Genomic DNA, 14,584 nt, shown 5'->3' with positions numbered 1-14,584 from the left:
CGCGTACAGATGAGCGGGCTGTCCACGCACTGGCGATAAGGTCGACATCGTGAGTACCCCGAAAGAGCAGCCGTCCGGACCTCCGCTTCGCGCAATCGCCATGGTGTTGATCGCTCTGGCGATCGTGTTCATCGGTCTCGGAGCAGCCTCTCTGGGTGGATCGAGCGACGGTGGATCGGGCGACGAGAACACCGCAGCAGAGCAGACCGAATCCTCGGCGCCTGCCACGACGAGCGCCCCCGCTCCGGCCCCTGCCACCTCCAAGCCGGCAGCGACGACGCAACCCGCTTCGGGCGAGACCACCACCACGGCGTCACGGCCCTCGGGAGCTGCGACGACCACGAGTTCCAGCTCTGCGAGCGGCACCGACACGTCGAATGTCAGCGTTCGAGTACTCAACAACAGCACCGTCTCCGGGCTGGCAGCAGGCACCGCCGAGGAATTGACGGCAGCAGGTTGGAACGTCGAGGAGACGGGTAACTACAGCGAGGGCACCGTCAGTACGACGACGGTGTACTACGGATCGTCCGCGGCGGAGAAGGCAGCGGCACAGAAGATCGCAGCTGAACTCGGAGTCACCGCAGAGCCACGATTCGCCGGCATTGCGAACGCGTCACCTGGCGTGATCGTGATCGTGACCTCCAACTGACCGGTCGTGAAGGTGGAACTGACCCGTCGGTTCCAGCTACTACACGCGCCGTTATGATCAGAAGCACTTTCTCGCCACCTCAAAGGAGCGGTTCGATGGCCCCCAGCAGCACCCGGCGTATGTCCTGGCGCGTCGTTGCCCCTGTAGTCGCGATTGCCGCTTTCGGCTTGACCGCTTGCAGTAACAGCGAAGAGCCCAGCAGCGTCCCCGGCACGACTCCTCCGGTGTGGACCGGTGCAGCCGATCCCAGCGCGCACGAAAGCGCGGGCGGCCACGGTTCGGAGACGGCTCACGCCGGCGCTTCTGCCGAGACGGTCACCGCGACGCTGAACGGCACCGACGGCGCCAAGGTCGGAACGGTCACGTTCGCTCAGGAAGGCAGCGACGTCAAGGTCACCCTCGACGCCAAGGGCCTGACCCCCGGATTCCATGGATTCCACGTGCACCAGGTCGCCAAGTGCGAGACCAATTCCGTAGCTCCCAGCGGCGGAGAGCCGGGTAACTTCCTCTCGGCAGGCGGACACTTCCAGGCTGAGGGCCACACGGGCCATCCGGCCAGCGGCGACCTCACTTCGGTTCAGGTCCTCGAAGACGGCACCGCCACGCTGGTCACCACGACCGATGCATTCACCGTCGACGAACTGGTCGCCAACGGTGGAACATCCGTCATGATCCATGCCGGCGCAGACAACTTCGGCAACATCCCGACGCGTTACGCGCCGGCACCGGATCAGCAGACCCTCGACACCGGTGACGCCGGCGGACGCGTCGCTTGCGGTGTCATCACCAAGAGCTGACAAACTCACCTGAGTTTTGCATCACTTCCGGCGACTACCACGCAGTAGCCAGCACGGTGTTTTCACCGACACTGTGATTGGATTCTCTGCGTGGTAGTTCCATTTCCAGGTTCGCCGCGCCCGACGCTGGGCGTGGAGTGGGAGATCGCGCTGGTCGATCGCAAGACCAGAGATCTCTCCAACACAGCAGCCGAGGTGTTTTCGGCGGTCGAAGAGCTTGCCGGCTCCGAAACCCCGCACATCACCAAGGAACTACTGCGAAATACCGTCGAACTCGTCACGGGTATTCACTCGACGGTCGGCGAGGCGATGAGTGATCTCGACAGATCACTGGATCTGCTTCGCCGCGCTGCGAATCCGCTCGGCGTCGACCTCATCAGCGCGGGCACGCATCCGTTCGCGCAATGGTCGACGCAGTTGGTGACCCGGACGCCCGACTACGACGAACTCATCGAACGCACGCAGTGGTGGGGTCGGCAGATGCTGATCTGGGGCGTGCACGTTCACGTGGGTGTCTCGTCCGCGGACCGCGTTTTCCCCATCATCAATGCATTGCTGCAGCGCTATCCGCACCTTCTGGCGCTGTCGGCGTCCTCGCCGATGTGGGCCGGAGTGGACACGGGCTATGCGTCCAATCGCGCGTTGATGTTCCAGCAGTTGCCCACCGCAGGTCTTCCGTACCAGTTCGAGAACTGGGCCGAGTACGAGTCGTTCATCGACGACCAGATGAAGACCGGTGTGATCACCAAGATCGGTGGCATGCACTGGGACATCCGCCCCGCACCGAAGTGGGGAACCATCGAGGTCCGGGTGTTCGACGGCGTCTCGACGCGCGCAGAACTGGGTGCACTGGTTGCGCTGGTCCACTGCCTCATCGTCGATCTGGATCGCCGATTGAGTGCCGGTGAGACTCTGCCGAACATGCAGCCGTGGCACGTCAAGGAAAACAAGTGGCGCGCAGCAAGATACGGACTGGACGCCGAGATCATTCTCGACTCCGACGCGAACGAGTGCCTCGTCACTGACGATCTGGATCGCCTGCTCGACGATTTGGCACCGATCGCGGTGTCGCTCGGCTGCGCGGACGAGTTGGCATCGGTGGCGGACATTCCCCGTCGTGGTGCGTCCTACCAGCGTCAACGCCGCGTTGCGGAAGCGACCGGTGGCGATCTTGTCGCGGTCGTCGACGCCTTGGTCGCAGAGCTGGGCACCTAGCAGGCTCACCGCGGGAAGGGCAGTTTCGCGGACTGAAAATCCGGGCATACCAACCGTTTGTCCAGTGGGTGTCCATATTCGGTTCACATGCCGTTTACTATTGTCCGGTGTTGATAGACAGTTGGTCCCAACGAGGGGACGCACCCGGACAATCTGATCGTTCGTGGTCGAGTTCTCATCGACTCCTTCTGATCGGCACAGCAGCATTGACCGCCCTGGTTCTGGGCGTGCAGGCGTTCGCGTCGTACAAGGGCTATCTCGGTCCGGTGGAAAGCCTCTTCGGTGACTACTTCCTCGTTCCCCGTTCGGCGACGATGCCGTGGGTCGGCCTCGCTCTCGCGCTGGTCGGGCTGAACAACAAAGAACGCATCTACGCGGTATCCGCGGCCGTCGTCATCGACGTGGTCGTCGGCGCGATCCGCTGGTTCTCGGGTGGACCGCTGACGATGGGCACCGGCGGCACCTGGGTTCTGACAGCCATCGCGGTGTACGCGGTGTGGAAGTTGTCCGGCGAGCGTCGAATCAGCGTTCTGCACGGCGTCGCTCTGGGCGCGTTGCTCATCATCGCGGCCAAGGTTGCCGAAACGTGGCTGGAGATCACCATTCTCGTCGGCACCGATGTCTGGGACGAGTACGTATTTCTCGCCGACCAGGCTCTCGGGAACCCGTCGTGGGTGATGGGTCAGATCGTCGACGCCATGGGCCCCGTCGGTGCCGCAGCGCTCGACTGGATCTACGTCGAACTACCCGTCGCAGTGATCGTGGTTGCCCTCTATCAAGTACGCAAGGGATGGCCGTCGCATCACCTGCTGCGAACGTTCCTGCTCATCGGGCTGATCGGCCCGATCTTCTACGTCCTGTTCCCGGTGGTCGGTCCGGTGTTCGCCTTCGGTCCGCGTGGTTTCGGATTCCAGATCGGTGACTACTGGCCGAACATCGTGCCCAACTTCGACTTCGCGTCGCCGTCGTCGCTGCCGTTCGACGACGCCGCACCGCGAAACTGCATGCCGAGCCTGCACACCGCGTGGGCGGTCGCGTTGTTCATCCACTCGCGCAGCGGACCGTGGTGGATTCGCAGCCTGGGATCGTTCTGGCTCGTCGCGACCCTGACGGCGACGCTCGGATTCGGCTTCCACTACGGCGTCGACCTCATTGCCGGTGCGGTTCTGTGCCTGACGCTCGATGCGGCGCTGCGGGATCCGGAGCGAGGTTGGGGTTGGTTCCGAGTGCGCCTGTTGATCGGCGGCTCGGCACTGCTCGCGGGATTGTTGCTTTCGTACCGGTTCGCTGCAGTGCAGATGGCCGAGTACCCGGCGATCTTCGGGCCGCTGTTGATGGCTGTCCTGGTTCTCATGTCGGTGGCGTACTTCGCCACCTTCTTCGCCCGCCCCGGCACCGCTCTTGCAGTGTGGGGCGAGCGCGACGGTGAGTGGGATGCCGCTACAGGAGAGAGTCCGGGTCTTCCAGCTCGTTGATCTTCATGAGGTCGTCCTCTTCACGCTGTTCGCGGTAGGCGACGCGTCCGACGCTGTGCGCGATGACGGGCGCGGTCAGCAACGTGAAGATGCCGACCAGTACCAGCATCCAGATGTCGACGCTGCCACGAAGCAGGAACACCGCACCCATCAGAACCAGAACAAGTCCGACCACCTGAGGCTTGGTGGCCGCGTGCATACGACGCAGGGTGTCGGGGAAGCGAACGATTCCCACCGCGGCGGTCAGTGCGAGCAGCGCGCCGAGGAAGATGGAGACGGCCCCGATCGTGTCGAGGATGTTGCCGATCACTGGTCACTCACCCGGAAGCGCGCGACGGACACGGAACCGATGAAGCCGACCAGCGCCAGCGCCACGATGGCGGGAACGATGGTCGTGTCTTTGCTGTACGCGGCCCAGACCGCGAGTCCACACATCGAGACCGCGATGATCGTGTCCAGAGCGACGAGGCGGTCGAGTGAGCTCGGACCGTCGAGCAGTCGGAACGTGGTCAGTACTGCGGCGATCAGGAGAATCACTCCGGAAATGATCAAGATCGTGGTGATGAACCCGTTCATGGTTGGTCCTCCTGCCGGGGTGCATCGAATTCGTAGTCGCGCTGGTGCCAGGGGCTGGGCTGCCAGTCCGAGTCACGTTCGAACGACGCGATGAACAACCGCTCGAGATCCTCCACCGAGCGGTAGAACGCACTGACGGCTTTCTGCGATCCGACGTCGAGCACGTGGACGTAGACGATGCGTCGGTTCTGGTCGATCTCGAGAACCATGGTGCCTGGGATCAGGTTCAGAACGTCGATGCACAGCGTGAGAACCAGGTCCGACTTGATTCCGAGTTGGTACCGCAGAACTCCGGTGACCGGCGGCGGCGACGGACGGATCGCCAGCCAGGCGACCTGGATGCTCGACACGATCGCGTAGTACACGATCATCCACAGCAGACGCAGAATCGACAGCAGATGCACCCGGCCCTCGACCGGTACGCGGGGGAGGGGAAGCAGGACCATGATGATCAGGCCGACGGCGAGTCCGCCGAAGATGTTGCCGAAGCTGATGTTGCCCCACAACAGGATCCACACGACCATCAGCCACAGCAGGATCCCGACGCGGAGTACCTGTTCGCGTTTCATCACGGAGCCTCCTCGGTGTTCGGGGCGTCGGTGTTCGGGACATCGCTGTTCGGGGCATCGGTACTGGGAGCTACAGCAGGGTCGTCTGCAGCGACGGGAGCTTCGTCCACCGGCACGGGTCGGTGGTTGCCGAGAACCGCGTCGATGTAGATGGACCGGTCCTGCAGATCCTTCGCCGCTCTGTCGCTGATGTCGATGATCCGGCCCGCGAACACCGTCAGCGCCAGGCCGACGACGACGAGACCGACGGTCGGGATCAGCATGAAGAGCGGAATCTTGCCGACGTCCTCGCGGTCGACGAACGCGATGTCCTCTTCGGATTCGTCGATCAACGCTGACGGGCTGACGTCGGCGAGGTCACCTTCGGGTGCGTCGGCGCGGGCTCGCCAGAATGCCTTGGTCCACACGCGGGCGACGGCGTAGAGCGTCAGCAAGCTGGTGATCGTGCCGCCGGCGACGAGGATCCAGGCCAACGCGCTGGCGTCGGACGCACCGGCTTGCAGGAGTGCGACCTTGCCGATGAAGCCCGAGAACGGCGGAATACCACCGAGGTTCAGGGCCGGGATCAGGAAGACGATCGCCAGGATCGGGCTGGCCGCCGCCAGACCGCCGAGACGGCGCAGCGACGACGACCCGGCTTGTCGTTCGATCAGACCCACGACGAGGAAGAGCGTCGTCTGCACGATGATGTGGTGGGCAACGTAGTAGATCGCGCCGGAGAGCCCGGACGTCGTGGACAGCGCGATACCGAAGATCATGTAACCGATATGGCTGACCAGTGTGAACGAGAGCAGACGCTTGATGTCGCTCTGCGCGATGGCACCCATGATGCCGACCACCATCGTGAGCAGGCCACACACCATCAGTACGTTGTCGAGTTCTCCCTGCGGGAACAGCAACGAGTGCGCGCGGACGATCGCGTACACACCGACCTTGGTGAGCAACCCCGCGAAGACGGCGGTGATCGGTGCGGGCGCGGTCGGATACGAGTCGGGTAGCCACGCCGAGAGCGGGAAGACCGCGGCCTTGATTCCGAACGCCACGAGCAGGACACCGAAGATGGCCGTTCGTGTGCCCGGCGGAATGTTGTCGAAGCGCAGGGCCATGTCGGCCATGTTGAGGGTGCCGGTCGCCGCATAGGCGAAGGCGATGCCCGCCAGGAAGATCAGCGAAGACACCATCGAGACCATCACGTACGAGATACCGGCCCGGACGCGGTCGGCGCTGGCACCGAGCGTCAGGAGCACGAAACTCGCGGCAAGCAGAACCTCGAACCCGACGTACAGGTTGAAGAGGTCACCGGCGAGGAACGCGTTGGAGATACCGGCAGTCAACGCCAGATAGGTCGGCAGGAAGATCGAGACCGGCTGGGCCTCGCTGCCGTCGCGAATACCCTGACCGATCGCGTAGATCATGACGGCGAGCAGCACCACCGACGAGACCACCAGCATCATCGCCGATAGACGGTCGACGACGAGTGTGATGCCGATGGGCGAATCCCAGCCGCCGACCTGAACAGCGGTCGTCCCGTCGCGGTCGGCGAGGTAGAGCAGCAGGCCGGACACAGCGACGACGCCGACCAGCGCGATCAGGGTGATCACACGCTGGAAGCGAGGCCGCCGACCGACGACCAGCGTCGCGGCTGCGGCCAGCATCGGGATCAGGACGGGTAGGGGCGCAAGGGCTCCCATCAGGTTGTCCGAGATGGTCATGCGCCTCCACCTCCCTCGATCTCGGTCTGGCGAGCGTCTTTACGCCGCTTCTCGGTTTCCTTCTTACGAGCGAGGTCGGTGGCCCAGTCGGGTACCGGTTCGTCCTCGAAGTCGCCGTCGTGGAGGTCGTCGTAGCATTCGATGTCCTCGAGGTTGACCAGTTGTTCGAGGGGAATAGGGTTTCCGTCCTTGTCGAATGCGTCGCCGCCGATGCTCGGGGCACCGGTGACCGGGTCGTCGGAGCGGTCGTGGTCGGGAGCGTCGGCCGGCAGGCGACGTTTGAGAACCTTGGTGTCCTCGGGATCGTCCTCGACGGCGTCGGCGGTGTTGATCTTGTAAGACCGGTACGCCAGTGCCAGAACGAAGCCGGCGATTCCCATCGTGATCACGATCGCCGTCAGGATCATGCCCTGGGCGAGCGGATCCGCTATCTCCTCGTGGACCGAATCTCGGCCGACGATGGGCGGATTCCCGTCCGATCCACCGACGGTCAGGATCAAGAGGTTGATGGCGTTGCCGAACAGGAGCAGACCCAGGAGCATCCGGGTGATGCTTCGTTCGATCAGCAGGTAGACACCAGCCGACGTGAGGACGCCGATCAGGATCAGCATTCCGATGTTTGCGCTCATGGTGCTTTCACCTCGATTTCTGCGTCGAGGCGGGCGCCGAGACTTCGGAGTACGTCCAGGACCAGGCCGACCACGATGAGGTAGACGCCCAGGTCGAAGAACAGTGCGGTGACCAGTTTGACGTGGCCGATCAGTGGGAGCGTGAACTCGAAGACGGCCGACGAGAGTGCCGGAGCTCCGAAGAACAGCGACACCAGGGCGGTACCTGCGGAGAGCGCCAGGCCGAGGCCGAGGATCTTGCCCGCGTCGATGGGTACTGCTTCACCGAGTTCGTAGCGGCCACCGGCGAGGTAACGCAGCACGAGGGCGAGGCCCGCCGTCAGGCCTCCGGCGAAACCTCCGCCGGGAGCGTTGTGACCGGAGAAGAAGAAGTAGATCGACAACACCATGATGGCCGGGAAGATCAACCTCGTGGTGACCTCGAGAACCAGTGAACGGTGCCGCGGATCGATCAGGTCTCCGCCGCGCAGCCACGTCGTATCGGAGTTGGCGGCAGCCTTGTCCACGATGACGGAGGGAGCGTCGGCGACGCGCGGCGCGATACCGAAGCGGCGGTTGCGGAACACGAGGCTGGCGACGCCGGTCGCTGCGACCAGCAGCACGGAGATCTCACCGAGCGTGTCCCATGCGCGGATATCGACGAGTAGGACGTTGACGACGTTCTTGCCGTTGCCCAGGTCGTAGGCCGCGTCGGGAAGCAGTTCGTAGATCGGACGAGTGTTCCGGGCGTTGGTGGCGAATGCCGCGATGGTGGTGACGGTGATTCCGACGGCGACGGCGAGTGCGGCACGCGGCCACTTGAAGCCGATCGCCTTGCTTTCGTCGACTTCGGCGGGGAACTTCCGAAGTACGAGCACGAAGATCACCAGCGTCAGTGTTTCGACGAGGAACTGGGTCAGAGCCAGGTCGGGAGCACCGTGCAGCGCGAACAACACACCGCAGCCGTAGCCGGTGAGTCCGACGAGGATGACGCTCGCGAGTCGGTTGCGCATCAGCGTTGCAGCGATGGCGGCCGAGATCATCATCAGCGCGATCGTGAACTGGATCGGCGAATCCCACATCCGTAGGTCGACGCCGGCGTCCTTGGTGTCGATGATCAGCAGGAACAGCGGCACGACGACCAGCGTCGCGAGAATCGTCGACTGCGTGCGGGGGAGCGAACCACGCTGAGTGGCGCCGGTCAGGCGCATCGAGATGGTGTCCATGCCACGCAGGGTCGCGTCGTAGATACGGTCGGCGTTGCCCAGCGGCGGGTGCTCGAAGTGCAGTCGGCTGATCTGACGCTGTGCGATGTAGAGCGCGACACCGCCGGCGATGACGATGCACGTGAGCAGCAGTGGAGTGTTGAATCCGTGCCACAGTGCGAGGTGGTAATCGGCGTGCGGGCCAGGGGCCAGCGTGGTGGAGTACGGCGTCAGCAGCTTCTCGAGTTGCGGCGAGAGAATGCCGGCGGCCAGACCGAGAACGGCGAGCAAGCCGGGCGCGAACAGGAACAGCCAGCCCGGCTTGTGCATCTTGCTGACGGCCGGGCTGGGCTTGCTCAGGGTCTTGCGTCCGAAGGCGCCCCAGATGAACCGGACGCTGTAGCCGACGGTCAGGATCGAGCCCAACACGATCACCGTGACGACGGCGATGGACGACCAGTGGCCGAGCGCGTTCGTTTCGAGAACCGATTCGAGTGCGGCTTCCTTGCCGACGAATCCGAGTAGCGGTGGCAGACCGGCCATGCTGGCGGCAGCGAGGCTCGCGATGATCGCCAGAGCGGGTGCCGCCTTACCCAGGTGAGCAAGTTTGCGCAGGTCACGGGTGCCGGTGGTGTGATCGATGATGCCCACCACCATGAAGAGTGCGGCCTTGAACATCGCGTGCGCCACGACCATCGTCATGCCGGCCAGGGCGGCGTCACGCGTACCGATGCCGACCAGGACCATCATGAAGCCGAGTTGGCTGACGGTTCCGAAGGCGAGGACGAGTTTGAGGTCGTATGCGCGCATGGCTCGCCAACCGGCGAGGATCATCGACAGCAGACCCAGACTGATGATGGTGATGCGCCACGGCGGCGAATCGGCGTACCCGGGAGCCAGGCGCGCGACGAGGTAGATACCGGCCTTGACCATCGCTGCAGCGTGTAGATAGCCGCTGACGGGGGTAGGCGCGGCCATCGCACCGGGCAGCCAGAAGTGAAGGGGCACGATTGCCGATTTGGAGAGCGCGCCGATCAGGATCAAGACGATCGCGACGGACGGGAGCCACCCCGTCGGCGGGTTCGCGACCAGTTCGGAGAGGTTGTAGCTACCGCCGACCTGGCCGAGGATGATCATGCCGACCAACATCGCGAGACCACCGGCGGTGGTCACGAGCAGTGCCTGGGTCGCGGCGCGGCGACTGGTGGCGCGTTCGGCGTAGTGACCGACCAGCAGGAACGACAGGACCGTCGTCAGTTCCCAGAACACGTAGAGAAGCAGCATGTTGTCACTGGTCACGAGCCCGAACATGGCGCCGGCAAAGGCGACCATCTCGGCGGCGAAGATGCCGAGTCGAGGTTCGTCGTCGTTGAAGTAGCGGGCGCAGTAGATCAGGATCAGCGTGCCGACACCCAGGACGAGCACGGCCATGATGGCCGAGAGCGCGTCGAATCTGAAGTCGATGTCCATCGACAGGCCGGGAACCCAGGTGATGTGCAGCGACTCGACGGTGCCCCATTTGTCGATGACCCAGCCGAGGCCGGCGAGGGGGACTATCGCGAGGGGGAAGAAGCCGTTTCGCCCTAACCTGCGCACCACAAGCGGAGCCAAGAGGGCGGCAACGGCATGGGCAAGCAAGATAGCGAGCAAAAGGCACTCCGTCGTGTTGTCAGCGGGCGGCGGGGTGTCCGAACAAAATCGAACCTATCGGAATAACGAGACAATTCACCTAGTCGGAGAGGTTGTCTTTGCGTACATATTACCGGGCGTGGCAGTTTCGATGTGCAGCGAGTCGATTCGGACATCATCGGCGCTCGCTGATACACGTAGGTTGGACGACGTGAATTCGTCTACTCCCACCACGATCATCCGTACCGCTGCCCTTGCGCACATTCGCGATCGCAAGCTGATCCAGACCCGCTCCGTGGGCAAGACCGCGTTCTACATGGCCGGCGGGAAGATCGACCCGGGCGAGACGCCCGAGCAGGCGCTGCACCGAGAAATCAGGGAGGAACTCGACGTGGATCTGGTCGACGGAACGGTCACGTTCCTCGACGTTTTCGAGGCTCACGCTTTCGGTCATTCCGCGGACACCGGCCTGCACATGAGCTGCTATCTGGCGGAGATGGCCGGAGACCCGCACCCGACAAGTGAGATCGCCGAGTTCCGCTACTTCACGCTCTCCGAATACGCGGCGATGGACGAGGTGGCGCCGGGATCGCTCAAAGTGTTCCATCGTCTGGCGTCGATGGATCTGATCGACTGATCGGCGGAGGAACGGACCGACTGATCCGGCCCAATCGCAGACTCGTGTAGGCGCAGACGGCCACGATGATCAGCGCCACGGCGTCGAGTATCAGGATGTCGGTCGAGATTTCGAACGGACCGACCGTCGTGATGCCGTTGAATGGCTTGTTCTCGTCCAGCGGGGTGTACGCCGTCCATCCGTAGTCGAACTGCGGGTAGACGAGCAGTGCCAGCGCCGTCGGGCCGAAGATGACACCCAGTCCGACAAGGGCTCGCGACGCTCCGGTCCGCGGTGGCTCTCGGCACATCGCGCTGGCGATCGCATACGTGACTACCGCTGCAGTGAAGGCGACAAGAGATCGCTGATCGTGAGAACGTCACCGATCTTCGGCGACGGCGACGTGGCGTAGCTGACGATCCCGGCGACCGTCACCGTCAGGAGCAATCCGTAGCCGACGACCCGCGAGGGAGCGATCGCGCCGATTGCTGCCGCGGCGACGATGACGACTCCGATCACGACGGCGGTGGAGGCGGGGGTCTTCGACCACTCCATCGCCTCGGTTGCGGGACGGTTCGCCGACACCGCCGCCAGAGTTGCGACGGCTGCGGTACACATCAGCAGGATTCGACTGCCGTCGCCCAACACCCGCGCGCAGATCACCGTGATCACCAGCGCGACGAGCAGGAGGGGTACCGCTGCTGAGACTGTGGTGATCTCGAACCACCAATTCGCCGCGACGCCGAAGAGCGTGAGCACCGCCGCGATCGTCACGGGCCGAACGGCCATCCGTTCCTTGGGGTGGTCCTTGTCGAAGTCGTGGAACCAGAACGCGGCGACGCAGGCGGCTGCCAATGCAAGCGCGAGCAGTGTCGCTCCCACTACGGGTGGTTGAAACTGGTTTGTGTTGTCGGCGATGTAGTCCGCGTACCGCCGAGGAATTGCGTCTTCGTCCAGGAGTGAATCCGAGACATGCACGGCCACAATCGTTCCCGCGACCGAGGCAGCTCGAACCCGGGGAGCGGCAGCAACCGTCACCGCGCCGACAGCGACTCCCGCACCGACGGGCGAGAGTGCCTCGAAGTTGTGATCGTAGAGCCCGGGCAGTTCGAGGAGGAGCCCGCCGAAGACCGTCATGGCCGCGGTCCGCAATCGGCAACGGGCCATCATCGCGGCTGTCCCGACCGCGACCACAGCCAGAACGCCGGCGCCGATGGTCGAGATCGACCAGAAGCGATCGCCCGTCGAAATCGACGTCGACTGGCTGTTCACGAACGGTGCCAAAGCGACGACGGTGACGACGAATGCCGTCACACCACTCAGAGCGACGAGCAGCGTCCTGCGGGCGATGGGCACTGCTCCAAAATAGTCAATCCGGTACCAGTTGCACCGCAATAGCAGGTCTCAGTCCGGTGACGGTGTGTCAGTCGACTGGCTCCGGTTCGATCCGAGATTCCGCAGTATCGACAGGAGGGTGGGATCGTCGGAGGATCGCCGCGCCGCAGAAGCCGATGATCAGGGTGAACAGAACCGCCGCGCCAACGGTCTGAGCGGTGACGTAGTCGACGGTGATGCCGACGCCGCGTCCGAATAGTCCTCCGTCGCCGTGAGGAGGGACCGCATCGATGTCGAGTTGGCCTTGGATGTATATCGACGTCATCATCGGTAGGAAAGAGAGTTGATCGGTGAGGATGGCGATCGACGAGAAGGTCATCGCGGCAAAGGGAATCGCGAGTCCGAGCGTGGCGTCGACCAGGCTGCCGGGAGCCAGGGAACCGAACAGCAATCCGGCAGCGAGGCCCAGTGCGGCGATCTTCAGTGCGATTGACCATGTTCCGTGCGCGGAATCGAAGGGCAGTAGTTCCGACAGCGGAACCGCAACCAGGACGACGATGGCCACGAGCCGAGGAACTCGCTTGTGCAGTCGCAATCCGACGGCGACCGGCAGGGCCGCGAAAAGCACCATCACCCAGGGGGACTTCAGCTGACCCCAGTGACCGGATCCCTTCGCGATGTCGACGAACAACGGAGCGGACGCAGCGGCCAGTGCGGTTGCCGCCCAGAGGAACTTGCCACCAGCACCGGAGGTGTCGCCGAGACGGTACGCAGCGATCCACGTCAACGCGAGCGCAGCGCCTGCCGCCAAAACCATGACGAACCAGGCGGTTGCCTCGGATGCGTACTGCTGGCGGTCGACCACGACGCCGATCACGCGATGCCCGATTGCCAGAGCTGCGATCACCACCAATGCGATGCGAATTTCGCCCGTGTCGGGTTTCCGGATCCGGAAGCCGGCCTGTGCGGTGACTGCGCAGGCGACCGCTGCTGCGGCTGCGGCACCGATCAGCCACCACGACGGCTCACCCACCGAAGACGTACTCATCCGGCCTGTTCCACCGGCGAAGGTGCGAACCGCCAGGAAGGTGGCAAGCACACCGAGGAGTACGGCGTTCTTCGTGGCAGTGCGATCCCAACTGACGGCAACTGCGCAACCCAGAATCGCGCCGGCTGCAACACTTTTGACGATGATCAAGGCAATCAGCAGGTCCAGCGACGCGACCTCGGGTACGACTGCCCGAACGATCGCGATGACGGCGACGCCGACGGCGATCGCGATCCAGGCTGCCCGACGGGAACCGCGACGCTGAGAGAGGGCGCACGCGAGCACGGCAACCACGGCGCCGAGTCCGACGGCAGTCGGTCCACTGCTGATCCAACGATCCACTTCCGACGGGGAGGCCACGATGGCCCAGTCGCGAAGAACGGGATTGGTCAGGGCCAGCGCCGCGAGTATCCCGGACAGGAGTGCAGCGACGGTGGTGAGGATCGCTCGAAGATCGAGTGGCATCGGGCCAACCTATCGCGGCGCCGCAACATCGGTCGTGGGCGGCGTGAGTGCCGGAAACCAGATGTCGGTGAGAACGTCTGCTGCGACGTCCGCACCCGCGGTGATCGCGCCCTGCTCGGCCCAGCGAATGAAGAAGCGCTCGACCTGTGTCAGCAGGAGTTCGACCCGGAGTTTCGCCTCGTCGTGTCGGCTCTGCGGCCACCGGGCGAGGTACGACGGCATCGCGTTGGGCAGTGCAGAGATGCCTTCGCGGGCCAGTGTCCGGAATTCGGGTTCGAGGACCATGGCCTCGTCCCACGCCCGCATCATGTGGTGGTGATCGCGGCACCAGTCGAGGGCGCGGTTGATCCAGCCGGCGAATTCTTCGCGCGAACCGGAATCGAGTACGTGGTCGAGATCCTGGAATATCGCGAGCGTGCTGGATACGACAGTGTTCGAGCCGAGGGCCTTGAGTATGTCGATCTTGCCGGGGAAGTGCAGGTAGAAGGTGGCTCGGCTGCAACCGACCCGGCCGGCGATGTCCTCGACGGTGACAGCCGCGTATCCGCGTTCGGTGAAGAGCGCGCCGGCGGCATCCACGAGGTCTGCGCGGGTTCGCTGCTTCTGCTTCTCTCGCAGCGTCAGTCTGCCGGAGGTATCTGTCATTACCGGGATCCTAGTGCCGCGGGGGCTCTTGCGGGACGGT

Annotated in this window: 15 protein-coding genes; 5 read left to right on the top strand and 10 right to left on the bottom strand. The window is 64.0% G+C overall.

Going from position 1 to position 14,584, the window contains the following annotated elements; translation table 11 throughout:
- Positions 1-49: 49 nt before the first annotated feature.
- The 4 genes from I7X09_RS06390 (at position 50) to I7X09_RS06375 (ending at position 4,136) form a co-directional block, all read left to right on the top strand.
- Positions 50-649 carry a LytR C-terminal domain-containing protein gene (locus I7X09_RS06390; RefSeq protein ID WP_095970460.1) on the top strand — a complete coding sequence of 200 codons (600 nt, stop codon included), beginning with the start codon at positions 50-52 and terminating at the stop codon, positions 647-649.
- Positions 650-744: 95 nt separating this feature from the next.
- Positions 745-1,446 carry a superoxide dismutase[Cu-Zn] gene (gene sodC / locus I7X09_RS06385; protein ID WP_007730117.1) on the top strand — a complete coding sequence of 234 codons (702 nt, stop codon included), beginning with the start codon at positions 745-747 and terminating at the stop codon, positions 1,444-1,446.
- Positions 1,447-1,536: 90 nt separating this feature from the next.
- Positions 1,537-2,661: a glutamate--cysteine ligase gene (locus I7X09_RS06380; protein WP_003945034.1), complete on the top strand. Its 1,125-nt coding sequence runs from the start codon at positions 1,537-1,539 to the stop codon at positions 2,659-2,661.
- A 107-nt stretch (positions 2,662-2,768) separates the two neighbouring features.
- On the top strand, positions 2,769-4,136 hold the full coding sequence (locus I7X09_RS06375; RefSeq protein WP_200316055.1) for a phosphatase PAP2 family protein: 1,368 nt from the start codon (positions 2,769-2,771) through the stop codon (positions 4,134-4,136).
- On the opposite strand, the gene mnhG is transcribed toward I7X09_RS06375, so the two are convergent.
- From mnhG to I7X09_RS06345, 6 genes are read right to left on the bottom strand one after another with little or no spacing between them, the layout of a single operon-like run.
- Positions 4,102-4,446, bottom strand: a complete 345-nt coding sequence (gene mnhG / locus I7X09_RS06370; RefSeq protein WP_372581417.1) for a monovalent cation/H(+) antiporter subunit G — start codon at positions 4,444-4,446, stop codon at positions 4,102-4,104. The two genes, I7X09_RS06375 and mnhG, sit on opposite strands and share 35 nt — an antisense overlap.
- The gene (locus I7X09_RS06365) at positions 4,443-4,712 is read right to left on the bottom strand and encodes a monovalent cation/H+ antiporter complex subunit F (protein WP_003945061.1); all 270 of its coding nucleotides are present in this window, start codon (positions 4,710-4,712) and stop codon (positions 4,443-4,445) included. The genes mnhG and I7X09_RS06365 overlap by 4 nt, the downstream gene beginning before the upstream one ends.
- Positions 4,709-5,281 (bottom strand): Na+/H+ antiporter subunit E, encoded by a 573-nt coding sequence (locus I7X09_RS06360; protein WP_095970457.1) that lies wholly within the window; start codon positions 5,279-5,281, stop codon positions 4,709-4,711. Before I7X09_RS06360 ends, I7X09_RS06365 begins: the two co-directional genes overlap by 4 nt.
- Positions 5,281-6,993 (bottom strand): Na+/H+ antiporter subunit D, encoded by a 1,713-nt coding sequence (locus tag I7X09_RS06355; protein ID WP_200316053.1) that lies wholly within the window; start codon positions 6,991-6,993, stop codon positions 5,281-5,283. Before I7X09_RS06355 ends, I7X09_RS06360 begins: the two co-directional genes overlap by 1 nt.
- Positions 6,990-7,622, bottom strand: coding sequence for a Na(+)/H(+) antiporter subunit C (locus I7X09_RS06350; RefSeq protein ID WP_095970455.1), 633 nt, complete (start codon positions 7,620-7,622; stop codon positions 6,990-6,992). The genes I7X09_RS06355 and I7X09_RS06350 overlap by 4 nt, the downstream gene beginning before the upstream one ends.
- Positions 7,619-10,456, bottom strand: coding sequence for a Na+/H+ antiporter subunit A (locus I7X09_RS06345; protein WP_124567869.1), 2,838 nt, complete (start codon positions 10,454-10,456; stop codon positions 7,619-7,621). The genes I7X09_RS06350 and I7X09_RS06345 overlap by 4 nt, the downstream gene beginning before the upstream one ends.
- A gap of 190 nt (positions 10,457-10,646) precedes the next feature.
- Between I7X09_RS06345 and I7X09_RS06340 the strand changes: the two genes are divergently transcribed.
- Positions 10,647-11,072 carry an NUDIX hydrolase gene (locus I7X09_RS06340; protein WP_095970494.1) on the top strand — a complete coding sequence of 142 codons (426 nt, stop codon included), beginning with the start codon at positions 10,647-10,649 and terminating at the stop codon, positions 11,070-11,072.
- Here the strand turns inward: I7X09_RS06340 and I7X09_RS29340 are convergent.
- The 4 genes from I7X09_RS29340 to I7X09_RS06325 form a co-directional block, all read right to left on the bottom strand.
- Positions 11,029-11,361 (bottom strand): hypothetical protein, encoded by a 333-nt coding sequence (locus I7X09_RS29340; protein ID WP_234036813.1) that lies wholly within the window; start codon positions 11,359-11,361, stop codon positions 11,029-11,031. The genes I7X09_RS06340 and I7X09_RS29340 overlap by 44 nt on opposite strands.
- Positions 11,362-11,384: 23 nt before the next feature.
- Entirely contained in the window at positions 11,385-12,407 is a 1,023-nt protein-coding gene (locus tag I7X09_RS29335) for a hypothetical protein (protein WP_234036812.1), read from the bottom strand.
- Between the two features lie 67 nt (positions 12,408-12,474).
- Positions 12,475-13,899, bottom strand: a complete 1,425-nt coding sequence (locus tag I7X09_RS06330) for a hypothetical protein (protein WP_200316051.1) — start codon at positions 13,897-13,899, stop codon at positions 12,475-12,477.
- A 9-nt stretch (positions 13,900-13,908) separates the two neighbouring features.
- Entirely contained in the window at positions 13,909-14,544 is a 636-nt protein-coding gene (locus I7X09_RS06325; RefSeq protein ID WP_042926208.1) for a TetR/AcrR family transcriptional regulator, read from the bottom strand.
- Between the last annotated feature and the right edge of the window lie 40 nt (positions 14,545-14,584).

This window comes from Rhodococcus sp. P-2 (assembly GCF_016598535.1).
Taxonomy (GTDB): Bacteria; Actinomycetota; Actinomycetes; order Mycobacteriales; family Mycobacteriaceae; genus Rhodococcus_F; species Rhodococcus_F baikonurensis.
The sequence above is the reverse complement of the archived record's forward strand: the minus strand, read 5'-3'. Positions and strand labels throughout refer to the sequence as shown.